Annotated in this window: 25 protein-coding genes; 2 read left to right on the top strand and 23 right to left on the bottom strand. The window is 46.5% G+C overall.

The window, feature by feature from the left end; all coding sequences use genetic code 11:
• Positions 1 to 5 precede the first annotated feature (5 nt).
• Genes NQ489_RS06450 through NQ489_RS06440 form a run of 3 tightly spaced genes read right to left on the bottom strand, consistent with a single transcriptional unit; the run spans position 6 to position 3,024 of the window.
• Positions 6 to 848 carry a carbohydrate ABC transporter permease gene (locus tag NQ489_RS06450; RefSeq protein WP_021651004.1) on the bottom strand — a complete coding sequence of 281 codons (843 nt, stop codon included), beginning with the start codon at positions 846 to 848 and terminating at the stop codon, positions 6 to 8.
• The gene (locus NQ489_RS06445) at positions 848 to 1,726 is read right to left on the bottom strand and encodes a carbohydrate ABC transporter permease (protein WP_021651005.1); all 879 of its coding nucleotides are present in this window, start codon (positions 1,724 to 1,726) and stop codon (positions 848 to 850) included. The genes NQ489_RS06450 and NQ489_RS06445 overlap by 1 nt, the downstream gene beginning before the upstream one ends.
• A gap of 2 nt (positions 1,727 to 1,728) precedes the next feature.
• A complete protein-coding gene (locus NQ489_RS06440; protein ID WP_015525814.1) occupies positions 1,729 to 3,024 on the bottom strand; it encodes an ABC transporter substrate-binding protein in 1,296 nt (431 codons plus the stop codon).
• A gap of 461 nt (positions 3,025 to 3,485) precedes the next feature.
• Here NQ489_RS06440 and NQ489_RS06435 point away from each other — a divergent pair, with 461 nt between their 5' ends.
• Positions 3,486 to 4,358, top strand: a complete 873-nt coding sequence (locus tag NQ489_RS06435) for an AraC family transcriptional regulator (protein WP_044961192.1) — start codon at positions 3,486 to 3,488, stop codon at positions 4,356 to 4,358.
• A gap of 31 nt (positions 4,359 to 4,389) precedes the next feature.
• Here the strand turns inward: NQ489_RS06435 and NQ489_RS06430 are convergent, their stop codons facing one another.
• From NQ489_RS06430 to NQ489_RS06395, 8 genes are all read right to left on the bottom strand, one after another.
• The gene (locus NQ489_RS06430; RefSeq protein WP_044961194.1) at positions 4,390 to 5,784 is read right to left on the bottom strand and encodes a glycine--tRNA ligase; all 1,395 of its coding nucleotides are present in this window, start codon (positions 5,782 to 5,784) and stop codon (positions 4,390 to 4,392) included.
• Between the two features lie 193 nt (positions 5,785 to 5,977).
• The gene (gene recO / locus NQ489_RS06425; protein ID WP_021651010.1) at positions 5,978 to 6,736 is read right to left on the bottom strand and encodes a DNA repair protein RecO; all 759 of its coding nucleotides are present in this window, start codon (positions 6,734 to 6,736) and stop codon (positions 5,978 to 5,980) included.
• 2 nt (positions 6,737 to 6,738) lie between these two features.
• Entirely contained in the window at positions 6,739 to 7,647 is a 909-nt protein-coding gene (era, locus tag NQ489_RS06420) for a GTPase Era (protein ID WP_021651011.1), read from the bottom strand.
• Between the two features lie 68 nt (positions 7,648 to 7,715).
• Positions 7,716 to 10,637: an insulinase family protein gene (locus NQ489_RS06415; RefSeq protein ID WP_021651012.1), complete on the bottom strand. Its 2,922-nt coding sequence runs from the start codon at positions 10,635 to 10,637 to the stop codon at positions 7,716 to 7,718.
• A gap of 141 nt (positions 10,638 to 10,778) precedes the next feature.
• Positions 10,779 to 11,357: a DUF6553 family protein gene (locus NQ489_RS06410; protein ID WP_021651013.1), complete on the bottom strand. Its 579-nt coding sequence runs from the start codon at positions 11,355 to 11,357 to the stop codon at positions 10,779 to 10,781.
• Positions 11,358 to 11,414: 57 nt separating this feature from the next.
• On the bottom strand, positions 11,415 to 12,008 hold the full coding sequence (locus NQ489_RS06405; protein WP_021977109.1) for a DUF5662 family protein: 594 nt from the start codon (positions 12,006 to 12,008) through the stop codon (positions 11,415 to 11,417).
• Positions 11,959 to 13,884, bottom strand: coding sequence for a type II secretion pathway, pullulanase PulA and related glycosidase (locus NQ489_RS06400; RefSeq protein ID WP_044961220.1), 1,926 nt, complete (start codon positions 13,882 to 13,884; stop codon positions 11,959 to 11,961). Before NQ489_RS06400 ends, NQ489_RS06405 begins: the two co-directional genes overlap by 50 nt.
• Positions 13,885 to 13,946: 62 nt before the next feature.
• On the bottom strand, positions 13,947 to 14,702 hold the full coding sequence (locus tag NQ489_RS06395; protein ID WP_021977111.1) for an exodeoxyribonuclease III: 756 nt from the start codon (positions 14,700 to 14,702) through the stop codon (positions 13,947 to 13,949).
• A gap of 200 nt (positions 14,703 to 14,902) precedes the next feature.
• Here NQ489_RS06395 and NQ489_RS06390 point away from each other — a divergent pair, with 200 nt between their 5' ends.
• Positions 14,903 to 15,277 carry a DUF1292 domain-containing protein gene (locus NQ489_RS06390; protein ID WP_015525805.1) on the top strand — a complete coding sequence of 125 codons (375 nt, stop codon included), beginning with the start codon at positions 14,903 to 14,905 and terminating at the stop codon, positions 15,275 to 15,277.
• A 94-nt stretch (positions 15,278 to 15,371) separates the two neighbouring features.
• Here the strand turns inward: NQ489_RS06390 and NQ489_RS06385 are convergent, their stop codons facing one another.
• From NQ489_RS06385 to nusA, 12 genes are all read right to left on the bottom strand, one after another.
• Positions 15,372 to 15,884 (bottom strand): dUTP diphosphatase, encoded by a 513-nt coding sequence (locus tag NQ489_RS06385; protein WP_021651018.1) that lies wholly within the window; start codon positions 15,882 to 15,884, stop codon positions 15,372 to 15,374.
• A gap of 43 nt (positions 15,885 to 15,927) precedes the next feature.
• Positions 15,928 to 16,419 carry an anaerobic ribonucleoside-triphosphate reductase activating protein gene (nrdG, locus tag NQ489_RS06380; protein WP_044961222.1) on the bottom strand — a complete coding sequence of 164 codons (492 nt, stop codon included), beginning with the start codon at positions 16,417 to 16,419 and terminating at the stop codon, positions 15,928 to 15,930.
• Positions 16,420 to 16,422: 3 nt separating this feature from the next.
• Positions 16,423 to 18,516, bottom strand: a complete 2,094-nt coding sequence (locus tag NQ489_RS06375; RefSeq protein ID WP_044961197.1) for a polyribonucleotide nucleotidyltransferase — start codon at positions 18,514 to 18,516, stop codon at positions 16,423 to 16,425.
• Positions 18,517 to 18,713: 197 nt separating this feature from the next.
• Positions 18,714 to 18,980, bottom strand: a complete 267-nt coding sequence (gene rpsO / locus NQ489_RS06370; RefSeq protein WP_015525801.1) for a 30S ribosomal protein S15 — start codon at positions 18,978 to 18,980, stop codon at positions 18,714 to 18,716.
• Between the two features lie 156 nt (positions 18,981 to 19,136).
• Complete coding sequence (locus NQ489_RS06365) at positions 19,137 to 20,036, bottom strand: bifunctional riboflavin kinase/FAD synthetase (protein ID WP_015525800.1); 900 nt, start codon at positions 20,034 to 20,036, stop codon at positions 19,137 to 19,139.
• A gap of 34 nt (positions 20,037 to 20,070) precedes the next feature.
• The gene (gene truB / locus NQ489_RS06360) at positions 20,071 to 20,961 is read right to left on the bottom strand and encodes a tRNA pseudouridine(55) synthase TruB (protein WP_044961224.1); all 891 of its coding nucleotides are present in this window, start codon (positions 20,959 to 20,961) and stop codon (positions 20,071 to 20,073) included.
• A 7-nt stretch (positions 20,962 to 20,968) separates the two neighbouring features.
• Complete coding sequence (locus NQ489_RS06355; protein ID WP_044961226.1) at positions 20,969 to 21,925, bottom strand: DHH family phosphoesterase; 957 nt, start codon at positions 21,923 to 21,925, stop codon at positions 20,969 to 20,971.
• A 9-nt stretch (positions 21,926 to 21,934) separates the two neighbouring features.
• Entirely contained in the window at positions 21,935 to 22,303 is a 369-nt protein-coding gene (gene rbfA / locus NQ489_RS06350; RefSeq protein WP_015525797.1) for a 30S ribosome-binding factor RbfA, read from the bottom strand.
• Positions 22,304 to 22,315: 12 nt separating this feature from the next.
• Positions 22,316 to 25,009, bottom strand: coding sequence for a translation initiation factor IF-2 (gene infB / locus NQ489_RS06345; RefSeq protein ID WP_173745921.1), 2,694 nt, complete (start codon positions 25,007 to 25,009; stop codon positions 22,316 to 22,318).
• A 42-nt stretch (positions 25,010 to 25,051) separates the two neighbouring features.
• Positions 25,052 to 25,369: a L7Ae/L30e/S12e/Gadd45 family ribosomal protein gene (locus NQ489_RS06340; RefSeq protein WP_021650310.1), complete on the bottom strand. Its 318-nt coding sequence runs from the start codon at positions 25,367 to 25,369 to the stop codon at positions 25,052 to 25,054.
• Positions 25,356 to 25,634, bottom strand: coding sequence for an RNase P modulator RnpM (gene rnpM / locus NQ489_RS06335; RefSeq protein WP_015525795.1), 279 nt, complete (start codon positions 25,632 to 25,634; stop codon positions 25,356 to 25,358). Before rnpM ends, NQ489_RS06340 begins: the two co-directional genes overlap by 14 nt.
• Positions 25,634 to 26,812, bottom strand: coding sequence for a transcription termination factor NusA (gene nusA / locus NQ489_RS06330; protein WP_021650311.1), 1,179 nt, complete (start codon positions 26,810 to 26,812; stop codon positions 25,634 to 25,636). Before nusA ends, rnpM begins: the two co-directional genes overlap by 1 nt.
• Positions 26,813 to 26,827: the final 15 nt, after the last annotated feature.

Here is a 26,827-nt window from a genome sequence, read left to right as displayed (position 1 = left end):
TGTTTTTATTTTACGGCACCGTTTACAACACCATTTAAAATGTGCTTCTGGCAGATCAGATAAAACAGAAGGATCGGAAGCAGTGCCAGCAGATAAGAGGCAAACGCAAGGTTATAGTTTGTTCCGAACTGAGTCTGGAAATTCAGCTGTGCCAGAGGCAATGTGGTTCCACCCGTAGATCCGGACATGATAACCAATGGAGTCATAACATCATTCCAGGTTCCAAGTGCTGTCAGAACTGCCACTGTGGCATGCATCGGCTTCATGATCGGAAAGATGATCTTCCAATATGTTTTCCAGGTGCTGGCTCCATCCACACAGGCAGCCTCCTCAAGGGCCATTGGAATGTTTGTCAGATATCCGGAATAAAGAAGCACGTTCATAGGCATATAAAATACCGTATAAAGAATGATCACACCGACTTTGTTATCAAGGCCCATCTCAGCAGTCTGCTTTACAAGTGGCATCATCAGGATAGCAAACGGAACAAACATACCGCTCACTACATAGAGATAGATAAATTTATAAAATTTACTTCTCTTGTTTCTGGCTATAGCATAACCTAAAAGTGAATGAATTACAATAGCAAGAACCACTGTGATCACAGTGATCAATACACTGTTTCCAAGAGAATGCCAGAAGTCTGTTACCTCCATAGCTTCCCTGAAATTGGCAAGACTGAATTTCTCTGGCAGAGACAGGATCCCGGCTACACTGTTGGTCATCTCTGTCGGCTGCTTGAATGCGATCACAATTGTCATATAAAGCGGAAATACCACTGTGATAAGGCCAAGGATCAGAAGGATCGTTATCGGCCAGTTCGCTTTTTCTCTTACTTTCGTTTTCATTACAGCTGCTCCTCCTTTTTCCCTGTGATAGTCAACTGCATTGCAGAAATGATCACGATCACAATAAAGAATATAACCGCATTGGCACTCTGGAATCCAAACTGTCCTCCACTCATACCATTGTTATAGATCAGGTAAGAAATCGATTCTGTACTCTGTGCAGGACCACCCTTTGTCAAAGCCATGATCTGATCAAATACCATCAGGAAGTTTTTCACACAGAGAACCATGTTGATGCTGAAAAACGGAACGATCAGCGGGAATGTCAGGTAACGGAACTTACTGAATCCGGTAGCACCATCAATAGCGCCTGCCTCGTATACATCCTCCGGCACTGTCTGAAGACCGGAAATGTAGATGATCGTATTCATTGCAATGGACTGCCATGCACACACGATCACGATGGCAACCCATGCCAGGCTCGTACTGGAAAGCATGCTGGAAGACAATGTTTTATTTCCGACCATCTTTCCGAATGCAGGCAGGATATATGTAAAGAAATAATTGAAAATATATCCTACGACCAGTGCGCCAAGTACATTCGGAATAAAATAAGCTCCACGCAGTGCACTCTTGAAACGGATCTTGCTGTTCAGTCCAAGTGCCAGGATCAGACTGAGTACATTTGTTACGATAGTTGCCACGATGGCCAGCTTAAAGGTAAACAGATAGGAACCGCCAACACGGCTGTCTGTAAAAAGATCCTTATAGTTTCGAAGTCCTACCCAGTCATAGCTTCCATAGCCTTTAAAGTTTGTAAAGCTGTAGATCACACCCTTGATCAGAGGCAGTGTGTTAAAGCAGAAAAATAATGCCACGATCGGAATGGTGATCAGAAGAAAGGTCAGCTTTCTTCCACTCATAGATTTTTTTCCCATGATCAGTTCTCTCCTTCCCCGTTCTTCTCCTCATAGTCCTGTACTTTACGGATAATGTCACGGTTATATCTTGTCCAGTCTGTATCAAATTTTTTCAGGAATGCATCTTTATCCTTTTTCATCAGGAAGGTCTGGATCTGTGCATCCACAGCCATCTCTGTAGGATAATAATGATCCTGGTAGTCGGCCATCCTTCCCTCTTCTATGTATTCCTTCATACCATCCAGCGTAGAGGGAAGTGTGAAATCACCCTCTTTACAGGGAACTGCCTTCTGGTCATCCAGATATGTCTGTATATTCTCATCCTCAAGAAGGAAATCCAGCACTTCATATGCAGCTTCCTTATTCTCACAGTCATCCATCACACAGAACTGAAGGTCAACTCCAGAATTCAGTTTGTTTTCTGACGGATCATTGCTTGCCGGTGTTACAAAAGAATCAATATCCATATCCGGATTTACACTCTGGATCTGCGGGATCGCATAGCTTCCGATGGGATACATGGCAGCCTCCCCTTTTGCAAAAGCGGTGCAGGCTCCATTGTAATCATAGGCAAAGGGATCATCCGGTCCATACTGGATAAGCTCCAGCATACGGTCTGCTACTTCCTTATACTCTTTTGCAAAAGTAGTGTTTCCCTGGTTTACCTGGCGGCATACATCGGCTGGTGCAAGATCTACCGCAATAGAATTCCACGGTGCAAGACAGGTCCAGGTATCTTTAAATCCGAAATAAAGCGGCTGGATACCTGCATCCTGAATTTCCTGGCAAAGGCTCATAAATTCATCCCATGTAGTCGGGATCTGCCAGCCATGCTCCTTGAAAAGCTCACGATTGTAAAGGATTCCGGCGGCATTGGCCACGTAAGGAACCGCATAGACTCCGTCTTCCGGAACGAATTCCAGCGCTTTATCAATTTCTTTATATGCATCTTTGATCGAATCCAGTCCCTGATAATCGGAAATATCCATCAGCATATCAGAATCAATAAAATTGGAAAAGTTAACATCGCCTCCGATTCCAATGATATCCGGATTATCCTCACGGATAAATCTTGTCTTCAATACAGTCATAGCATCGTTTGGTGATTCGATGGTAAGATGGATATCATCATGAGTGGCATTGAATTTTTCTTCCAGTTTTTCAAATGCCTTAACCGCTTCCGGTTTATACTGCACAAGTTCGATCTCTGTCTTTCCGCTGTCCTTTTTACCTGTGCCGCATCCGCTCAATGTAACGGAAGCTGCCATGGTAAAGGCAAGTCCCATACAGAGGATCCATTTACTTCTGTTGCGCATCTTGTAATGCTCCTTCCTTTTCCTTTTATTTGATAAGTCGGATATCACCCATTTAACTGATATGGCTATCCGGGTTCTCCAATACTTATTCTCTGGTTTCTTTTTTCTGAAAGCTATTTTAACATAGCTTTATGCTTGCATAAATAGCAGTGTTTTTCTTGTTTTATGCCAAAATGCAATTTTTCTCTGTCTTCATTAAAGTCATCTAGCATTTTGATATATTTTACACCTATATCACTACTTTTATCTAAAATTAGTATATTCCGAATTTATCGAAAATCAACAAGTTTCTCGAGAAACTTAATTTTCTCACAAAGTTTTATCGATTATCCTTCTCTTTTTAGTATATTTTACAGGCTGTTTTTGTAATTGCATTTTTATACATATGTTGAAGTTCCCTGCTGTTTTAATATATAATGTTACTGAAACCAGACAAAATCATACGCCTAAAGGATAAAAATATGAATGACCTTCTCTTCTCCGTTTTTCCAAATGAAAACTTTGTTGATATCGGATTATACCAATACGGCTGGGAGCACTGCGCTCCGGCACATTCATTCGGCCCGGCAGCACGAAACCATTATATTTTTCATTATGTGATCTCCGGTACCGGAACTCTGATGGCAGACAATTCCGCAGGAGAGACCATCACCTATCAGGTAAAAAGCGGCCAGGGTTTCATGCTTTTTCCCGGTCAGATCAACACCTACATTGCAGATACCAACTTTCCATGGGAGTACACCTGGGTGGAATTTGACGGGCTCCGGGCAAAAGAGATCGTGGAAACTGCAGGTTTAAGTCCGGACCATCCGGTCTATCACAGCCACTCTGCAGATCTCCGCCAGAAAATGATGGAGGAAATGCTTTATATCAGCCATAATTCCCAGGAATCACCCTTTCATCTTATCGGACATACCTGGCTTTTTCTGGATTACTTTATGCGCTCTACTGAAACTGTCCGCATGAAACAGGATGGAAGTATCCGTGATTTTTATATCAAGGAGGCGCTCTCTTTTATTGAACAGAATTTCCAGAATGATATTTCCATTGAGGATATCGCAGCCTGCTGCGGCCTGAACCGAAGCTACTTCGGTAAGATCTTCCACGACACCATCGGACGTTCTCCCCAGGAATTCCTGATCAGCTATCGCATGACCAAAGCTGCAGAACTTCTTAAGATCACAGCCCTGTCTATCGCAGATATCGGAAATGCAGTCGGATATCCCAATCAGCTGCATTTTTCCCGGGCTTTCAAAAATGTATACGGAATGTCGCCAAGAAACTGGCGGATGAAAAACAGACTTATTGAAAAAAAGCCTCCGGCCAGAAAATAGCCGGAGGTTTTTTATTAAAAAATGTATTTACTTAAAATGTAAATTTATCAGCAAAGTATGCATCAAGCTCATCGATCTTCACACGTACCTGCTCCATAGTGTCACGGTCACGGACTGTAACTGCACCGTCATTCTCAGACTCGAAGTCATAAGTGATACAGAACGGAGTACCGATCTCATCCTGTCTGCGGTAACGTTTACCGATATTTCCACGGTCATCGTACTCACAGTTGTACTTCTTGGAAAGCTGCTGGTAGATTTTCTCAGCACCCTCGTTAAGCTTCTTGGAAAGCGGAAGCACACCGATCTTAACCGGTGCAAGTACCGGATGGAAATGAAGGACTGTACGGACATCGTTCTTCTCTTCATCCAGAACTTCCTCATCGTAAGCGCTGCAGAGGAAAGCAAGTACCATACGGTCTGCTCCAAGTGATGGCTCGATAACGTATGGGATATATTTCTGTTTCTTCTCATCATCAAAGTATGTGAGATCCTGGCCGGATATATTCTGATGCTGTGTCAGGTCATAATCTGTTCTGTCAGCGATTCCCCAGAGCTCGCCCCATCCGAATGGGAAAAGGAATTCCACATCTGTGGTAGCCTTGCTGTAGAAGCTCAGCTCTTCCTTATCATGATCACGGTAACGAACCTCATCATCCTTAAGTCCGAGAGCACTCAGCCAGTCAAGGCAAAACTTCTTCCAGTATGCAAACCACTCAAGATCTGTATCCGGCTCACAGAAGAACTCAAGCTCCATCTGCTCGAACTCACGGGTACGGAATGTGAAGTTACCCGGTGTGATCTCGTTACGGAAGGATTTACCGATCTGGCCGATACCAAACGGGATCTTTTTACGGGATGTTCTCTGTACGTTCTTGAAGTTTACGAAAATACCCTGTGCAGTCTCCGGTCTTAAATATACAGTATTCTTGGCATCCTCGGTAACACCCTGGAATGTCTTGAACATCAGGTTGAACTGACGGATATCTGTGAAGTTGTGTTTACCACAGCTCGGACATCCTACCTCGTGTTCTTTGATGAAGTCCATCATCTTCTCCTGGGACCATGCATCTACGCTTCCCTCAATGGCAATGTCATGCTCTGCACAAAAGTCCTCAATGAGTTTATCTGCACGGAAACGCTCGTGGCACTCTTTACAGTCCATAAGAGGATCAGAAAATCCGCCAAGATGTCCGGAAGCGATCCATGTCTGCGGGTTCATAAGGATCGCACAGTCAACACCTACATTGTACGGAGACTCCTGAATGAATTTCTGCCACCATGCACGTTTTACGTTATTTTTAAGCTCTACACCGAGATTTCCATAATCCCATGTGTTTGCCAGGCCGCCGTAGATCTCGGAACCCGGGTAAACAAATCCTCTGGCTTTTGCAAGAGCTACGATCTTTTCCATTGTCTTTTCCATGATTTCTCTCCTCTTGACTTGCAGCTGTTCCGCCAAATGCGTCCGGAAAGCTCCGGAAAAAGCTGCTTTTTTACATTTTTGGTCTTATTATACTAGTATCCTCATGATTTTTCAAGGATATTTCCATTTGCATTGCATCCTGTCCTGCTTTTGAAAAATAAATCGTTACGGTTATTCCGCAGCCGGCAGTGATCTATCTCATCAATTCCAGGATCTCCAGACTTTTAAACCGCTTGTCTGTATTCAGCTCCGTATACCGGTAAATGTGGCGTTCCAGTTCCCGCAGCACATCATCCCGTACTGTAAACGTATACAGCTTTGCCAGGGGGGACACGGCTATGTAGCGCATGGCATACAGGGCAGCCGCTGAGATCCGTTTCCTGTCCATGGCCATCCTGCTGCAGTCCGCACACAGGATCCCATGCTCGTCCTGGGAGAAAAAAAGTTCTCCGATTTCTTCCTCCGTAAGCTCTCTCCCGCAGCCCGCACACTGGAACAGCTGCGGCATCACGCCCTGGATCACCATAGTCCGCAGTTCATAGATACAGCGCACCAGCCGGTCTTCTATATGAGGATTCAAAATGGCTTTGATGGTCACATAGAGAAGATTCATCATCTCCTTCTCATCCGTTCCCTCTTTGCCAAAATAATCTGCCAGCTCCAGAAAATAATATCCATAGTAAACCCCCGGCTGCCGGGTGGCCAGCTCCACAAAATGATGCTGCACGCTGACCTGGTTCAGATTATAGCTTGTCCTTCCCTCATAAAGAGTAAAGCTTCCGAATACAAACGGGTTAGCTGCTGCCATGAACGGACTGTTCTGCCGTCTCGCTCCCTTGGCAAAAGCGGAGATCTTCCCCCTCTCTCTTGTGAGAAGGACGATCCGCTTGTCATAATCCCCTACCGGCATGGCAGAAAGTACCACTCCCTGTACGGTAATCAGATCACTCATTTTCAGATTTCTTTCTTATCATATCCAAAGTTCTTGATCAGGAAATCACTGTCTCTCCAGTTCTTAGTCACCTTGACCCAGAGCTTTAGGTTTACCTTTGCTTCCAGCATACGCTCCAGCTCATAGCGGGCATTGCTTCCGATCTTTTTCAGCATGGCACCCTGTTTTCCGATGATGATGCCTTTGTGGGAATTACGCTCGCAGATGATGGTCGCATCAATATCTATGATGTTGCTTCTTCCCGGACGTCTCTTCATCCGGTCGATGGCAACGGCGATTCCGTGAGGGATCTCCTCATCCAGTGCATGCAGAGCCTTCTCACGGATAATCTCTGCGGCGATCTGGCGCTGAGGCTGGTCGGTAACAGTATCTTCATCATAGAACATCGGTCCGTACGGAAGATATTTGAAAATACTTGGAATGATATCCTGTGTGTTTTTTCCGCGGAGGGCAGAGCAAGGAATGATCTCTGCAAAATCACAGATCTTACGGTAGGTATCGATCGCAGGAAGAAGCTCTTCTTTTTTTACCGTATCGATCTTGTTGATGATGAGAATCACAGGAACTCCAACCTTCTGCAGCTGCTCGGCAATGTGGCGCTCTCCCGCACCTACGAATGTGGATGGCTCCACCAGCCACATAATGGCATCTACTTCCTTCAGGGTTCTCTCCGCAACCTGTACCATGTATTCTCCAAGCTTGTTTTTTGCCTTGTGGATACCCGGTGTGTCCAAAAATACGATCTGTCCCTCATCACAGGTATACACGGTCTGTATCTTGTTTCTGGTTGTCTGTGGCTTGTTTGATGTGATGGCGATCTTCTGTCCGATAAGATGGTTCATCAGCGTGGATTTTCCAACATTCGGTCTTCCGATGATCGCAACAAAGCCTGATCTAAAATTGTTATCCATTCTTTATCCTCTCATAATCCTTTCACAGCCTGCTATCCCATTTAACGGACAGCAGGCTTTGTTTCTCCTCAGCCGATCAGTGGCTTCACTTCCATGAATACATCTTCCGCCTTCTCTATTGCAGTCTCACTTCCTACTACGCAGATCTGATCATCGGAAAGTACTGCTTCTACAAGAGCTGCCAGTTTCTGGATATCCTCCTTCTGCGCTCCGAGGATCTGATTTCTTTCCTTCTGGAGCATATCCTCTGTAACATTGGAGAAATATGCGGTTTTTGAGATACTTCCCTGCATCTGCGGAGTTCTCGGCACATCCTTGTTGCTGATCGTTCCGATGATATATTTTGTCATCTCACGCTCGTCTGCCTCAAAGGCACGGATATAATCCGGCACTCCCTGGTATACTTCCAGGGTTCTCTTTAGATGGGGATCACGGTAGGATACCAGGAAGCTCTCTCCGTTTCTCTTAAAGCCGCTCATGCAGCCATACGCTCCACCCTTTACACGAAGGTTGATCCAGAGATAATCGTAGCTTAAGATCACTTTCAGGATCTCCAGTGCACCGGTATACTCCAGGCCTTTTTTGCGGAAGTTTCCGTTCTGTGCCACATACTGGACCTGGCCGGAAGTCTTGAAGGCTTCGTTTTTCTTTATGCAGGGGGCCTGCTTCACAGACTCCGGCTTCTGTCCGTTAAACAAGACTTTTTTGATCCCGGCAGCCTGTGCTTTTACTACATCCAGAGATTCTCTCTCTCCAGTATAGCTTACACAGAAATTCTCCGGACGAAGGACCTCTTCCATCACCTTACGGAGATTTTTCACGATCTCATCCTTGCAGCTGTCAAAATCCTTCTCCAGTTTTTCGATAAACTGATAATATCCGATTCCTGCCATCTCATCCTGGAATGCCGCCATCGGAGATGCGTAGGAAGCACCACGGAGAACGGCGGTGGAATGGCCTGCACTTGCAAGGCTGGCCTGGGCTCTGGATCTCACTCTGGCAATGATCTCGTAGAGACGTTTGGTGTCATCCAGCTTCGAAGTTGTAAGAACCTCCCGGATCATGGAAAACATGAAATCCATCTCCGGATATAACGCTTTTCCTCTTACGGCAAACATGGCACGGAATGCATCGGTATCCTGGGCATCATCAAAAACCTCTATCCCATAGGCAATACCGCCGGTTCTCGCATTCACTTCATTAAACAGCTCGCCATAAGTGTAATTCTCCGTATCCACTGCACCAAGCACAGATTTCAGAAGTCCCAGATAATGGACTGTATCAACATCAAAGTCATGGATCTCAAAAAGAAGATCCGCATAACCGATACCATTGGTGCACACATCATGATACAGAAACAAGCTGTCCTCCACATGGTGCTCCTCGTTTGTCAGCCCTGTGATCTCTTTTTTGATGTCTTCTCTGGAGAGCATGGGGATGCAGGTCAGCGCTTCCGGAGCTTCCTCCGCTTCCTGATAAGCCTCCAGCGCTTTGGTGTGCTCTACCATCCGGGTAAGCTCTTCATCAGAAAGGCTCTTTCTGTAATTCTCCAGCTTTTCTTCCAGTTCCTTATCCCTCTTTGCTGCAAGGCCCTTCTCCGGTACCAAGGAAAGGATTGCACCATGAGTGTTGCCCAGAAGATATTTTCGGATCAGCTCCTCAAAATATCCCTCTTCCAGGGCTTTCTTAAGGAACTCAAAGCCCTCCAGAAGCTGCACCTCACAGAACGGCTTCGTATCATCATAAAGCCAGCTGCTTAAAATATCCAGGCCATACATCAGCCCCTTCGGATAGGAAGAAAAATCTGCTTCGCGGAAACGGAATTCATAGTAATTGATTCCGGCTGTTACCGCCTTTTTGTCGATGCCTTCCTCTGCGATCTTTGTGAGGGTGTCACGGATCACTTTGACAAATTCCTCTTTCTGGCTTAAGTTGGCTCCCTTTGCCACGATGGAGAAATAGGTCTGTTTGATGCCATCCTCAAAAGAACCATAGATATCTTTGCCGATCTTTGCATCCAGAAGTGCCTGCTTCAGCGGTGCACCCGGTGCGCTTAAGAGAGCATAATCCAAAACCTCGAAAGCAAGACTTAAGTTGATATCTGCCGCTTCACCCACAACCATATTGTAGGAAAGATAGGTGTTATCCTCTTCTCCCTCATCCTCTGATACCGGATAAGGCTTCTGAATGTCCTTTACCTGAGCAAAGGCTTCCTGATCCCGGATCTCGGAATCAATGACAAGAGAATCAAAGGCAGACAGATAATGGCTGTCAAGAAATTCCAGCTTCTCCTCCATATCCATGTTTCCGTAGAGATAGATAAAGCTGTTGGACGGATGATAGTACCGTCTGTGGAAATCCAGAAATTCCTCATAGCTGAGATCCGGAATATTTACAGGATCTCCGCCGGACTCACAGCCATAGGTTGTATCCGGGAACAGCGAATTCATGATCTCTCTCTCCAGAACATCATCCGGTGAGGAAAAAGCACCCTTCATTTCATTGTAAACGACACCGTTGTATTTCAGCGGGCCTTCTTTTTTCTCCAGATGGTAGTTCCAGCCTTCCTGACGGAAGATCTCTTCTTTTTTGTAAATATTCGGATAGAATACCGCATCCAGATATACATGCATCAGATTCTGGAAATCCCGGTCATTACAGCTTGCTACCGGGTAGCAAGTCTTATCCGGATAGGTCATGGCATTAAGGAAGGTATTAAGAGAACCTTTTACCAGCTCCACAAAAGGATCCTTAAGCGGAAATTCCCTGGAGCCGCACAGTACGCTGTGTTCCAATATATGAGCAACACCTGTGCTGTTTTTCGGCGGTGTACGGAATGCAATGTTAAAAACCTTATTCTCATCACTATTCTCGATGAGCATCACTCTGGCTCCTGTTTTTTTGTGTCTCAGAAGCCATCCTTTTGAATGAATATCCTGAAGCTCCTCTTCCTTCAGGACTTCATATGCGTTCAGATGATTGGGATTCATAAAATAGTAACCTCCTGAATGTTTCTCTTCACACCCGACATGGATCTTCGTTCAAAAAATCTCAGAATATTTTATCGGATGCATGGCAACAAAAGGCTGCCTGAGTAGTCAGACAGCCTGAAACGGAAGCTCTCCGGCCTCCTAAATGTTTCCTTCGTTGGGATAATACTGCCTGTAGATCTCTCTGGCAGCTCTTGTGATGATTCCAAGCTCAGCTTCCATTCCAAGATTAGCCGGAAGCTCCACAGCTGTTTCCCTGATGTCTCTCTGGACCTTGGCCTTCGCACTGTCCTCCTTGATGTGGATCAGGCCGAAAATCGTTGTGTTATAGGATTTATCTGTCTGACAGAGATCCATGTAGACCAGAACCAGATGACAGCATTCCCGGTAAAGAAGCTCCTCATAAAGGCCGCCCTTTTCCTGGAGCTCCTGAAATTTCAGCTTCTTAAGATACTTGCCTATCTCTTTCTTCGCACTTCTTGTACCAAAGAATCTGGAAGCGGAATTCCGGTTAAACTCCATGGTCATCCAGAGACCGAGATAACCGTCTGCCCTGGTATCACCAGTCTCAGCTTTATCGCTGTAACGGATCTCCCAGAGTTCCTTGCGGATCCTGTTTTCTTCTGGTTCTTCTCCTGCTGCAATGGACTGCTCCAGAAGCTTCAGACGCTCCATGGGATCTTTCTCTCTATAGTATTTCGCAATTGTTGGTGTATCCATTCATTCTTCCTCCTGATATCTGAATATTATATCAGACAACCTGCCAAAAATACACCCCTATCTGTGATTTCGAAGCTTTTTCCCAGGGCTTTTCACTTTTTTTCCGCGGTTATCACATAGATATACATTGCGGATATACCACAGGGTCTTATCCTCTCCGTATTTATCCAGGATCCGGAGAAGTCCCTCCAGCTCTTTCTTTGTCTGTGGGTGGATAAACCACAGCTTCTCCTTGCTTTTCAGAAAATACTGCAATGGTTCATGATAGGTATATTCCTCTCCCAGATAGTTTCTGGATGCACTGATCCGGTCCATGACCATTTCCGCCACATATTTTCTGGGCATTCTGGCTCCCATGATCACATGCTCACCGTCAAGGGAATAGTCTACCCAATGTTCAAAATGGTGCCGGTTTCTTCCCTTATGGTGCAGCCAGGACATGGATACGCCGGTTGCCTCACGTTCCGCGTTGTTGGGGCTTCTTGTCCCCTGATAATATTTACAGCCTACCAGAAACTCCGTCGGGGAATATTTGGACAGGTCATGAAGCAACCCCTGCTTATATAACCCGATACGAAAACAATATTTCATCACCAGAAGCTTATGCCTCGTGATGGTCCTGAAGTGCAGCCACGGGTGCCATGATCGCATCTTTCTCCGCCTCCTGTCTGCCCAGCAATACCACAATGGCGCGGGGGCCTATTTCGATTGATTTTTTATATTCTTCTTCCTCCTCCAGACAGAATCCTGTTCCGTGAAGAGAGGTATCTGCGATTTTTTTCCAGCACATGCCTTCCGGGAGATTGGGCAGAGCAAGGCTCCGGTTTTCCCAGTGGAAATTATAGCCGATGTAAATAAAATCATCCTCTGCAGCCTCCAGATCCTCTTTTTCCCTTGCATAGGCTCCATAGTACATCATACCAAGAAGCCTGCTGGTATTCTCATAGCTCAGATACCAGGCACGTTCCCCGTGAAGAGACACATCCGGGAACCCCTTGGTCAGATAATCTACCCCTTTCAGTTCCACCGGCATATGAAGAACAGGATGGGCCTTACGAAAAGCAATGGCATCCTTTACAAATTCCCTCAGTCCCTGGTTTCTGGAAAGGTCCTTCCAGTCTGTCCAGCCGGTAGCATTATCCTGACAGTAGGCATTATTGTTTCCGCTCTGGGAATTGCCGAATTCATCGCCGTGATAGATCATGGGAACACCCTGACTCAGCAGCATCATCAGAAAGGCATTTTTGATCTGGCGTTCCCTCATCTGACGGACGGAAACCTTACGGGTAGGGCCTTCCACGCCGCAGTTCCAGGAATAATTATAGCTGCTTCCGTCCTGATTGCCTTCGCCATTGGCCTCGTTATGTTTATAATTGTAGCTCACCAGGTCATTCATGGTAAATCCGTCCTGGCAGACCATGTAATTGATCACTCCATGATTCTCGCTGTTATGACGAATATGCCATGCTGCAGCCTCCACCATACCTTCATCGCTTTTCAGGAAACGGCGCATATCTTGGAGAAAATTCATATTGCTCTCCGCTCCGCAACGTCTGGCCGGGAGCTTTCCTCTGTAAAAATGATCAAAATCAAAGCCCTGGAAGATCAGTTTTGCTCCGGAAAGGATTCCATCCCGAAGAAGCATCTCCCGGTTAAAGCCCTCTCCCAGCACATGAAATCCATCTACATGGTAAAAATCTCTCCAGAACTGCAAAGCTCGAAGAGCCATCAGGCTGTCTGTTTCCTCCGGAAAATAGAATTCCATGATACAGGCAATGCCGTTCTTGTGCAGTTCCCGGATCAGATACCGAAATTCCTGCTCCGGTTCTCTGGTGCTGCAGTAAGCACTCTTCGGGCTGAAATAAAAGCCGGATGCATAGCCCCAGTAATTCACTACATTTTCCTTTCGACGGGTCTTGATGTGTTCACTGCCTTCCTTCGGTTTACTGATCGGAACCTCACAGAATTCATAGGCAGGCATCAGTTCAATGGCATTGATCCCAAGTTCTTTCCAGTAAGGGATCATCTCTGTCAGGCCAAGAAAAGTCCCCTTATGGGAAACCATCTTTCTGGCAAGCTTCGTATAACCACGGACATGAAGCTTGTACAGGATCATATTTTCATATTCGACTGCCGGTGCAGTTTCATTTTCCCAGCCGGAAACATTCTCATTAAGGAAGCGACAGCGGACCTCCTTTTCCGGATCGTAAGGTACTCCGAAATGCTCTCTCCCGTGAAGGCCGTATGCATACGGATCCTGCACGATCTCTCCGTCTATTTTATAATTATATTCAAAATCCCTCAGAGAAGCACTGCACAGCTTCAGTGCCCACACACGTCCTGTATGGAAATCCTTTGGAAAAACGATCTCCACCGGTGCGGCAGCTCCTCTTTTTTTATATAAAAGCAGGGATACTTCAGAATCCTCCGATGCCTCCACTGCAAAATTATAACCGCCCTCCATTTTGTTGGCTCCAAGTATCAGCGGCTGACCTTTCTCCACTCGACCTAATCTGCGGCTTGCCAAGGCAACTCCTCCTTTTCTCTTTTTATTATTCAAATCCATGGAAATCCGTTTCGCCGGATCCGTCACAGATCAATATCCAGCTCAACCGGGCAATGATCAGATCCCATGATCTCTCCGTGGATCTTCGCATCCTGAAGCTTTTCTTTCAGGGAAGGGGAAACAAGGAAATAGTCGATACGCCAGCCGGCGTTCTTCTCTCGTGCACGGAAACGGTAGGACCACCAGGAGTAAACGCCCTCTTTATCCGGATAAAAATAGCGGAATGTATCAATAAAGCCACTCTCAAGGGCTCTGGTAAAGCAGGCTCTCTCTTCATCCGTAAAGCCTGCATTTTTGCGGTTGGTCTTCGGATTCTTGAGATCGATCTCCTGATGTGCCACATTAAGGTCGCCACAGCAGATCACCGGTTTCTTCTCCTGCAGTTTCAGGAGATAAGCCAGGAAATCCTCTTCCCATTTCATACGATATTCCAGACGGCGGAGCTCGCTCTGGGAGTTGGGAGTATATACAGTCACAAAATAATACTCTTCGAATTCCAGTGTGATGACACGTCCTTCCTTATCATGCTCCTCTATCCCAATCCCGTAAACTGCAGACAATGGCTCCCTCTTTGTAAAAATGGCTGTACCTGAATAGCCTCTGCGGTTTGCGTAGTTCCAGTACTGATGATATCCGGGAAGTTCCAGTTTCACCTGTCCCTGCTGGCATTTCGTCTCCTGCAGACAGAAAATATCCGCATCCAGCTCATGAAAGCGTTCCTCAAAGCCCTTGGTGATACAGGCCCGGATCCCATTTACATTCCAGGAAATAAATTTCATATTTTTATATTTTCTCCTCATTTTTTCGTCATATTTTTATTATATCTCACATTGTCGGATTAAGCAAAAAATATTTTGAAAGTTTTCTCAGGCTCTCAAATATTTTGTTGCTGTTCTACGTCATATCTGTTAAAATGTTCTCTATATCATGCAGAGCTGCCCTCTTATTTACAGGCAGCAGCAGAACGGAGGATTTTTTTATGAGTGATGAATTTAACAAAAGCGGATGTGCACCAAGTGACTGCGCTTCCTGCACAGCTAACTGTGAAAGCAAGGTAGATGAAGCACATCATACCATCACCCTGACTATGGATGATGATACTGAGGTAGAATGTGCCATCCTTACTATTTTCCCTGTAGAGAACAAAGAATATATCGCACTTCTCCCACTGGATGAGAACGGCCAGAATGAGACCGGTGAGGTTTATCTCTACAGCTTCTCTCGCACAGCAGACGGCGATCCGATGCTGGCAAACATTGAAGATGATGAAGAGTACGACGCTGCCGCAAATGCCTTTAACGCAGTCGTGGAAAAAGCACGTGCAGACGAGGAGGCAGACGCACCTCTCAGCTAAACCGTGCATTTATCAGAAAGCAGTAACTACACAAAACAAGCCCGGAAAATCGGATGTATGTGGTCTTCACACCTCCGCCTTCCGGGCTTTTGTTTTATTTTGTGGTACTTCCGAAGCCGCCGTTTCTTACTGCATCTGCATCGTCATCCACGGTGATTCCGTATTCCACAAAGATCCCCTGCATAAAACCGGTTCCTGCCGGGATCTGGATCGTTTTATCTTCTCTTGTATCGTTAGTCAGCTTGGCAAAGATATGACCTTCGTTGTCGGAAAAGAAATAATCGCTGTCAATGATTCCCACTGTGTTATTCAACTGCAGCCGGAATTTAAATCCCAGTCCGCTTCTCGGATAACATTTCAGAACCCAGCCCTCTTCCATCTCTACACGGATACCGGTTGGTATCTTTACGATCTCACCTGGCTTCATGGTCGCATCCACAGGTGCATAAAAATCATATCCTGCACTTCCGGTCGTAGCTCTCTTCGGAAGCTTCAGACTGTCGTAGATATTCCGGATCTCCTCTTCTGAATACTGTTCAAAGGTATCCTTCCAGTCCTTTGCAAACTGTTCAAAACTTACCTTGTGAAATTTCGCAATTCTTTTCATTTTTCGTTCCACTCCCAATAGGTAATTTCAAAAAAACCTCTGATCACTCCGTGTACAGAACCACACGGTTCTCACGAAGTGACGCCTGTACATCGATCACCCTCTGATTTGAGGAGCCTTTCCATTTCAGACGAACCTCTTTCTTGTCCACCTGAAATTCCCCGTCCACGCATACATCCAGATAATGGATGATCTCGTACTGCTGGATTTCTTCCCAGAGAGAACCCGTATACAGCCAGATCGTCTTATCCGGATACTTCTCTCTGATCTCTCTTGCAAGAGCTGTTACCTCAGCGATATTGGAAGGATGCAAAGGATCGCCTCCCGAGAAGGTGATCCCGCTGATATAATCCTTGTCCAGCTCTGCAAATATCTCAGCTCGCTCGCTGTCCGTAAAGGGCAGACCTCCATTCGGATCCCAGGTAATGGGATTCTGGCACTCCCGGCAGCCGTGTGAACAGCCGGCTACCCAGAGCACTACACGAAGTCCGTCTCCGTTTAACATATCGTCCTTGGTAATATTGTGGTATCTCATCATTTATGCTTCTTCCGGTACATCCTTCATGCTGAAGCTGATTCTTCCCATCTTGTCCTTGCCAAGGCAGATAACCTTAACTTTGTCGCCAAGTGTAAGAACATCCTCAACACGGTTGATCCTCTGTTTGGAGATCTTGGAAATGTGTACCATTCCCTCCTTGCCCGGTGCAAACTCAAGGAATGCGCCAAACTCTTTGATGCTGACTACGCGTCCTGTAAAGATCTGTCCTGCCTCAAACTCGGTAGTGATGATCTCGATCATACGTTTTGCTTCATCCATACCCTTCTGGTCTGTTCCGCAAATAGAAACTGCGCCGTCGTCTGTGATGTCGATCTTCACACCTGTACGCTCGATGATCGTGTTGATAGTCTTTCCTCTCTGTCCGACTACATCACCGATCTTCTGCGGGTCGATCTGGATCTGGATGATCTTCGGAGCAAACTCACCAACGCTTGTACGAGGCTTGTCGATACATTTCTCCATAACCTCTGTCAGGATATATTCTCTTGCCTCTTTTGTTCTGCGGATCGCTTCCTCAACGATCGGTCTTGTAAGACCATGGATCTTGATATCCATCTGAATTGCTGTGATTCCGTCATGTGTTCCGGCTACCTTGAAGTCCATATCTCCGAAGAAGTCCTCAAGGCCCTGGATATCTGTAAGAACGATGTAATCATCGTCTGTTTCACCTGTAACAAGTCCGCAGGAAATACCTGCAACCGGTTTTCTGATCGGTACACCGGCAGCCATCAGTGACATAGTAGATGCACAGATACTTGCCTGGGATGTGGAGCCGTTGGACTCAAATGTCTCAGATACGGTACGGATTGCATATGGGAATTCTTCCTCTGTAGGAAGTACCGGTACCAGTGCTCTCTCAGCAAGTGCTCCGTGACCGATCTCACGACGTCCCGGTCCTCTGGAAGGCTTGGTCTCACCTACAGAGTAGGACGGGAAGTTGTAGTGGTGCATATATCTCTTGGATGTCTCAAACTCATCCAGTCCGTCAAGACGCTGTGCCTCTGTAAGAGGAGCAAGTGTAGTAACGGTACAGATCTGAGTCTGTCCTCTTGTGAACATGGCAGAACCATGAACTCTCGGGATGATATCTGTCTCTGCAGCCAGCGGACGGATCTGTCTGATCTCACGTCCATCCGGACGTTTATGATCTTTGAGGATCATCTTGCGGACAGTCTTCTTCTGGTACTGATATACAGCCTCACCGAGAACGGCAAGCCATTCCTCATTGTCTGCAAAAGCTTCTTTCAGCTTATCAGTGATCTCGCTGATGTTATTCTCACGTGTCTGCTTGTCATCAGAGAATACGGCAACCTCCATCTCTTCCGGAGGAACGATCTTCTTGATCTCATCAAAAAGCTCCTGAGGTACTGCACAGGACTCGTAGGAATGTTTCTCTTTTCCGCACTCTGCTACGATCTGATCGATGAATTTGATGATCTCCTGGTTCACTTCATGAGCCTTGTAGATAGCCTCGATCATCTTATCTTCCGGGATCTCATTAGCTCCGGCCTCGATCATGATAACCTTCTCTCTTGTAGAAGCAACCGTAAGCTGAAGATCAGAAACTGCCTTCTGTGCAAGTGTCGGATTGATGATAAACTCGCCGTCGATCATACCAACCTGTGTGGTTGCGCATGGACCGTCAAATGGGATATCAGAAATACAGGTTGCAATGGAAGAACCAAGCATAGCCGGGATCTCCGGATTGCATTCCGGATCAACAGACATAACCATATCTACCAGAGTTACGTCATTTCTGTAATCCTTTGGAAACAGCGGACGCATCGGACGGTCGATAACACGGGATGTAAGGATTGCATGCTCGCTTGCCTTACCCTCTCTCTTGTTGAAGCCTCCCGGGATCTTTCCTACTGCATACATCTTCTCCTCATACTCAACACTTAACGGGAAGAAATCGATTCCTTCTCTTGGCTCTTTGGATGCGGTAGCAGTAGCAAGGACTGTAGTATCACCATAGTGCATAAGAGCAGCACCATTGGCCTGTTTTGCTACACGTCCGATATCTACAGTCAGTGTTCTTCCTGCAAGTTCCATGGAATAACTTTTGTACATATTCGTTCTCCTTTTCTTATTATATTAATATCTGACAGGAGCCCGAAACAACTGAAAAGACCACTTCCTTTGAAAAAGATCTCGACCGGAAATGGGCTTTTCAGTAGTCTCGGAAATCACTCCTGCGGTAATTCCGTCTGTGTTTATCACACATGTTAAAATGGGGCGGATGGAATCATCCGCCCCTCCCGTAGCAATTATTTTCTTAAACCTAATTTCTCAATCAGTGCACGGTATCTTTCGATGTCTGTTTTCTTAAGATAAGCAAGAAGGCCACGTCTCTGACCTACCATTTTCAGAAGACCTCTTCTGGAATGATGATCTTTGTGGTGTGTTTTAAGGTGCTCTGTGAGCTCCTGGATTCTTGCTGTAAGAACTGCAACCTGAACCTCCGGTGAACCTGTGTCACCCTCTGTTCTTGCATACTCTTTCATGATCGCTGTTTTCTTCTCTTTAGAAATCATTGTTGTTTCCTCCTTGAAATTTTAATCAAACGCCGGGTATTAAGAAGTGGTCGGAGTCTCCGGCTTCTGAATACTGGCTTTTTTCACCTCGAACAGTATAGCACACGGTTTCTGACCTGTAAACTGTTTTTTTCGAAAAGTTTTTCCCGAAAGTTTTTATTTTTCGAGACTGCGGAAATAAGCCTTTCCCTTTTCTGCATCCTTCAGGAGCTGCTGCTTTAGTGCTTCTATGGACGAAAAGCGCTTCTCCGGTCTGGAATAATGAAAGAATTCCACTCTGCAGGGCTCTCCGTACAGATCCTCCTCGCAGTCAAAAAGATAGGTCTCAACACCCAGGAATTTCTCTCCGATGGTTGGTTTATATCCTACGTTTGTGATCCCGCAAAGGGTTCTGTCCTTAAAATGGGACACTGTATCATAAACGCCATTTGGCGGCATCAGCTTTTCTTTTGCAGGAACGATATTGGTAGTGGGAAGAAGGACCTTATGTCCCATTCCTCTTCCATGTTCGATCACACCGTCCACAAAAAAGGGGATTCCCAGCAGATCATTAACCTTTTCCATATTTCCCTTTTTCAGTTCCTCACGGATAAATGTACTGCTGATCTTTCTGCGGCCTTCCATTTCTTTCGGAACAACATCCACAGTAAAGCCAAGCTTCCTTCCCATAGTCTCCAGAAGCTGTGGTGTTCCCTTGCGTTCATACCCGAACCTGAAATCTTCTCCCACTGCAACATGCTCCGCCTGAAGATCTCCCACCAGGATCTCTTTAACAAAGGTTTCTGCCTTCATATGACGGATCCGGTTATCCAGCGGACATTCGATCAGCACATCCACGCCTGCTTTCTCAAGAAGCTGACATCGTTCCTCTTTTGTAAAGATCATCTGACTGCCGATGCCAAGAGAAAAAAGGACTGTCTGCAGACCTTTTTCTTTCTGTTCCAGGATCTTCTCCACCAGTTTCTGGTGTCCACGGTGTATGCCGTCAAATTTTCCAAGTGTCACCGCACTCTTTGAAAGGCGCGGAAATTCTCCGTCGATCTTCAAGTATTCCATATCTTCTGCTGCTCCTGCAAGTTTTTATAAAGTGTCATACAAAAAACATGCGGATGGGTACGTATTTCTGTTTTCTTTCATCCCAGCCGTATATTCCTGTGAAATTTCCGTTGCTTTTATACATCCGGACTTTTTCTTCCCTGCTGCCTCCCTGTACCAGTTCTTCCGGAAGCGGGTTTCCGTTATTGAGAAGTCTGTCTCCCTCCGGTGTACAGGTAAGGACCGGATACATGGAAAGTACATCCTCGATGGAAACAAGCTTTTCTCCGATGGTCCCATCGGCAAACGCCTCCTCCACCTGGGAAAGTGTCATGCTCTCTTCCAGAGTGAAATTTCCGGACCTAGTCCGAAGCAGCTCTTCCATGGCTCCGCCGCAGCCTAATTTTTCTCCGATGTCATTGCAAAGTGTACGGATATAGGTGCCCTTGCTACAGGTAACGCTTATGCGTACCAGCGGAAGCTCCATATCCAGTATCCTTATCTCATAAAAAACCACAGGGCGCGGCTTACGCTCTATGGTTTTTCCTTCTCTGGCCAGTTCGTAAAGCTTCTTTCCGTTTACCTTCAGAGCCGAATACATAGGAGGGATCTGCAGCTGTTCTCCCACAAAGGATCCCACTGCCTCACGGACTTCCTCTTCCGTGACGGTCACAGGTTTCTCAGAAAGAACAGCTCCGGTCATGTCCTGGGTATCTGTGGAAACTCCCAGCCTTAAAACCGCCTCATATGTTTTTTCTTTTTCTGTAAGAAGCTCCACCAGCCGGGTCCCCTTGCCCAGTGCAACAGGAAGTACTCCCTCTGCTGCCGGATCCAGAGTCCCGGTATGGCCGATCTTTTTCATGTGGAGAATCCCACGCAGCTTTGCAACAACATCATGAGAGGTATAACCTTTTTCCTTTCGGATCACAAGTATTCCGTCCATGATCTTATCTTTACTCCTCTGCAAGCTGTTTTTCAATTTCAGCGGTAAGGTTGTTGATCACATCGTACATGGAGCCCTGCATATCACAGCCGGCTGCACGCACATGTCCGCCGCCTCCGAAAAATACGGCAATCTTGCTTACATCCACCTTACCATTGGAACGGAGAGATACTTTAAAGAGTTGCGTCTGCATCTCATAGATAAAGATCGCAACCTCCACACCAGCAGTCAGACGGAGCTGGCTCACGATTCCCTCCAGATCCTTTCCTTCCACACTGTAGAAATCCATCTCCCGTTTTTTCAGATATCCGACCACACACTTACCGCCCTGAAGGAGAATACTCTCTGCCAGGACACGTCCCATGACCTGATTCTGAAGATATGTTTTCTGGTAAAAGGACTCATCGATGATCCTGCTGAAATCAAATCCTGTTTTCATCAGTTCTCCGGCGATCCTCATGGTTTCCGGTGTTGTGGAAGAATACTGGAACACGCCGGTATCATGTGCCATTCCGGTATAAATAGGAACCGCAATGGAACGATCGATCTTGTCTGAATCCAGAAGTCCGTAAAGAACTTCGCTGGCAGAGCTGATCTCGCCTCTTACATGATTGACATCCGCAAATCCGTTATTGCTCACATGATGATCAATGCAGGCTGTTTTTTTTGCTGCATCGAAATATTTCCGGGCAACAGCAAGCCTGTCCAGTGCGCTGACATCACAGGTGATAAAAAGATCATACACCTTATCTTCTTCTGCTTCTGTCTTAACCTCATCCATTCTGTCAATGTAATCAAATACAGGTTTCCGGTCTTCCAGATAAACATCTGCTTTTATATCAGGAAAATATTTCCGGATATAGAGATACAGAGCCATACAGGAACCAATGCAGTCCCCATCCGGACGGATGTGACCGCCAATGCCAACGGTTTTTACATTTTCCAGTATTTCTGAAATGTTTTTCATTTTTTCCACCTATTCCTCTGTTTCCATCCCACTCATTACGTCATTGATCTTCTTTGACATATTTACACCATATTCAATAGACTCATCCAGAACAAAACGGATCTCCGGTGTATTGCGGAGATTCAGTCTTCTGGCCAATTCTCTCCGAACATAGCCCTCTGCATTCTTTAAGCCCCGGAGGGTGGAATCCTTGGCCTGTTTCTCGCCCAGCACACTGATGTAAGCTTTGCAGGTCTTAAGATCTGGTGCCACCTCAACAGCTGTCACAGAAGTCATCGGATGAATTCTGGGGTCCTTGATCTCGCTGTGTATGATGGTGCTGAGTTCTTTTTGAACTGCACCATTCACACGTGTATTTTTAATGCTGTTTTTTCTCATTACGAATCACTCCTATCTTGGTACCTCTACCATGATATATGCTTCGACTTTATCTTCTTCTTTGACATCATTAAAGTCATTAAATACAAGACCGCACTCATATCCGGCACGAACTTCCTTGACATCATCCTTAAATCTCTTCAGAGATGCAAGCTCACCCTCGAAGATCTGGTCCTCACCTCGTGTGATACGAACCTTACAGTTACGCTGGAATGTACCATCCAGCACATAGCTTCCTGCGATGGTTCCGACACCGGATGCCTTGAACAGCTGACGAACCTCTGCGTGACCGATAACCTTCTCCTCGAATACAGGATCCAGCATACCCTTCATGGCTGCCTCTACATCCTCGATCGCCTGATAAATAACTTTATAAAGTCGAAGGTCAACGCCCTCCTGCTCAGCAAGCTGTTTTGCTGTAGTATCCGGACGTACGTTAAAGCCGATGATGATCGCATTGGATGTTGCAGCAAGGCTGACATCAGACTCATTGATGGCACCTACACCACCATGGATCACCTTAACGATAACTTCCTCGTTGGAAAGCTTGGTAAGACTCTGTTTTACAGCCTCAACAGATCCCTGTACATCGGCCTTGACGATGATCGGAAGCTCCTTAAGATCGCTGGCCTGGATCTGGTCAAACAGGTTATCCAGAGAAAGCTTGCCTTTGGTCTCCTCGAGAAGACGGCTCTTGTTCTCTGTAACGAATGCGCCTGCAAAGTTCTTGGCTTCTTTATCGCTCTCAAAGGACATCAGGATCTCACCTGCATTAGGAACATCACCAAGTCCGAGGATCTCAACCGGAGTAGACGGACCTGCCTCTTTTACACGACGTCCCTTATCATCCATCATTGCACGTACCTTACCATTGCATGCACCTGCGGCAATAAAGTCTCCCACATGAAGAGTACCCTTCTGAACAAGGATGGTAGCAACCGGTCCTTTACCTTTATCAAGCTGAGCCTCAATAACAAGACCTCTTGCCTCACGGTTCGGATTGGCTTTGAGCTCGGAAACCTCAGCAGTAAGAAGGATCATCTCAAGAAGATTCTCAATTCCTTCTCCTGTATGTGCGGATACCGGAACAAAGATGGTGCTTCCGCCCCAGTCCTCAGGAATCAGTTCATACTCGGAAAGCTCCTGTTTTACACGTTCTACATTTGCACTTGGTTTATCGATCTTATTGATGGCAACGATGATCTCAACACCGGCTGCCTTTGCATGGCTGATTGCCTCTACTGTCTGCGGCATTACACCATCGTCTGCGGCAACGACCAGAACTGCGATATCTGTAGCGTTGGCACCACGCATACGCATAGCTGTGAACGCCTCATGTCCCGGTGTATCCAGGAATGTGATCTTCTGACCTTTGATATTTACCACGTAAGCACCGATGTGCTGTGTGATTCCGCCGGCCTCGCCTCTGGTTACGTTTGTATTACGGATGGCATCCAGAAGAGATGTTTTACCATGGTCAACGTGACCCATAACACAGACTACCGGAGGTCTCGGAACCATATCATCCTCATCCTCTTCGTCCTCTTTGAGGAGCTCTGCGATCACATCCACCTTTTCTTCCTTCTCAGCAATGATATCAAAGCCAAGTGCGATCTCCTCTGCCTTTTCAAAGTCGATCTCCTGGTTTACGGTTACCATGACACCTTCCATGAAAAGCTTCTTAACGATCACTGACGGCTGCATCTTCATCGCGTCCGCAAGTTCACGGATAGTAAGCTTCTCCGGAATGGTGATCTCCTTGATCTCCGGTTTCTTCTCTTCCTGCTTCGGCTGTGGATTCGGTTTCTGAAGTGCTTTCGGGATTCTGGAATTCGGTCTGCGTCCGCCCTGATTTGGTCTGCGTCCGCCCTGCGTACCTTTCTCGAATTCTTTCTTCTTGTTCTTATTCTCTCTGTCACGCTCACGCTTGCTGTCCTTGGATGTCTTGGTCAGCTCCGGAGTGAATACAGCATCTGAAGAGCCACCGTTTCTTCTCTGTCCCGGACGCTGTCCGCCGCCCTGGCCACCACGGTTTGCTCCGCTGAAACGGTTGTCTCCGCCTCTTCCGCCTTCGGAACGTCCGCCCTGGCCTCCCTGGCCACGGTTTGCTCCACCGCCGAAACGATTTCCTCCGTCTCTTCTTCCTTCAAAGCTTCCACCCTGACCTCCCTGGCCACGGTTTGCTCCACCGCCGAAACGGCTTCCGCCTCTTCCGTCATTCTGACGTGGGCCTCTGTTTCCCTCGCCCTGTCTTGCCGGACGTCCCTCACCATTCTGGGAACGGTTTCCGCCAAAACGATTTCCGCCGTCTCTTCTTCCCTCGAAGGTTCTTCCGTCACGATTTCCGTCTCTTCTTCCTTCCGGACGGTTGCCCTGCGGTCTTCCGCCCTGAGTACGATTCTGGCCACTCTGACCGTTTCTCTGCTCACCAGACTCACCGTTTCTTGTGTTTGCTCCTGCGCTTCTCTGACCGCCGTTCTGTGGACGTGCCGGTCCCTTTCTCTCGCCTGCTGCCGGTTTTCTTCTTCCTTTACCGCCATCGCTGGCATTCTGTGCATGAAATACACGAATGATATTTTTTTTCTTTTTCGGTGCTTCAGATTTGTTACCCTCTGTATTCACCGTTGTTGTCTTTTCTTCTGTTTTTGGAGTATCCAATTGTCTATATTGCTCCTTTCCCGATCTGTTGAATTTATCTTTTATCATTTCTATCGTCAAACCTCCTTACAGACGCCTGTATCATGCAGGTTATCTGCCGGATTCTTTTTCCAGCGCCTTCATGATCGCCTTTGCAAAATTTTCGTCCTGCACGGCAAGGCTGGCACGGAATTCTTTGCCCATTGCTCTGCCCAGGCTCTCTTTGTCTGAAAGGAAATATAACGGAACTTCATAATAGGTACACATATTCCGAAATTTCTTTTTTGTGTTTTCGGAGGCATCATCTGCCACCAGTGCCAGGAAACCTTTTCCTGTTTTTACGGATTTCTCTGTGGAAAATTCTCCGCTCACTGTTTTTCCTGCTTTTGTCGCAAGTCCGATGAGTGATAAAACCTTATTGTTTTTCAATTGATCCAAACTCCTTTTTGAGGTTCTGATACACTTCATCCGGAACTGCCATTTTCAAGGAACGCTCCAGGCCATGGTTTTTGATAGCCTTTTCCAGGCATTCCTCTGAGAAACAAAGGTATGCGCCGCGTCCGTTTTTCTTACCTGTAGCGTCCAGGATGATCTCATTCTCTGATGTCCTGAGAACTCGTATCATTTCCTTTTTGCTTTTCATTTCCCTGCAGCCGGTACACTGACGCATGGGAATCTTGGTTCTCGTTTTCATTATTCTTCGGCATCTCCATCTGCTGTTTCTTCAGCTTCTGTATCTTCCTCTGCTTCTTCAATCTCTTCGGAAACAGCCTCTTCTGTCATTTCTTCCTCTGCTTCCTCGTGTTCCTCATCGTAATCATCGTAGAAGTCACCGGACTCTCTTGCCTGTGTCTCGCTCTTGATGTCGATCTTGAAGCCTGTAAGTCTTGCAGCAAGACGTGCGTTCTGTCCTTCCTTACCGATAGCAAGGGAAAGCTGGTAATCCGGAACTACGACCAGTGCGGTCTTCTCATCCGGGTCAGCCATAACTGCGATAACCTTTGCAGGGCTTAATGCATTCTCGATAAGGATCGCCGGGTTCTCATCCCAGTTGATGATATCGATCTTCTCACCGTGAAGCTCGTTAACAACTGCACCTACACGTGCACCGTTCATACCAACGCATGCTCCCACAGCATCTACATCCGGATCGTTGCTCCATACAGCGATCTTGGTACGGGAGCCTGCCTCACGGGCAATGCTCTTGATCTCAACGGTACCGTCTCTTACCTCTGCAACCTCGGACTCGAAAAGTCTCTTTACAAGACCGGGATGTGTTCTGGAAACCAGGATACGCGGCCCCTTCGGTGTATCCTTAACTTCAAGAATGTAAACTTTTACTCTCTCAGTTGGCTGGAAGGTCTCACCCTTTACCTGTTCGTTCTCTGTAAGTACTGCGTCTGCCTTACCAAGGTTGATGCTGACATTTTTGCCCATTACTCTCTGAACAATACCGGTTACCACTTCTTTTTCGATTCCATAGTACTGATCGTAAAGAACTTTACGCTCTTCCTCACGGATTTTCTGAAGAATGACATTCTTTGCATTCTGGGTTGCGATACGTCCGAATTCCTTGGACTGGATCTCAACCTTCATAACATCACCGATCTCTGCGTTCGTGTTTGTTTTCTGTGCATCCACCAGAGAAATCTCCAGCGCCGGATCCTCCACATGCTCTACAACAGTTCTGTCAGCGTAAACACTGAAGTCACAGGTCTCCGGATCGATCATAACGTGAACGTTATCTGCCTTTCCGAAATGGTTCTTACATGCCTGGATCAGTGACTGCTCAATTGCCTCCAGCAGTGTATCCTTACTGATGTTTTTCTCTTTTTCGAGAACGTCCAGCGCATCTCTTAAATCTCTGCTCATTTTTCTTTTTTCCTC

Source organism: Blautia sp. KLE_1732_HM_1032, assembly GCF_025147905.1.
In the GTDB taxonomy this organism is placed as follows: Bacteria; Bacillota; Clostridia; order Lachnospirales; family Lachnospiraceae; genus Blautia_A; species Blautia_A fusiformis.
Note: the sequence above shows the minus strand (reverse complement) of the source record. Positions and strands in the feature narration are given on the sequence as shown.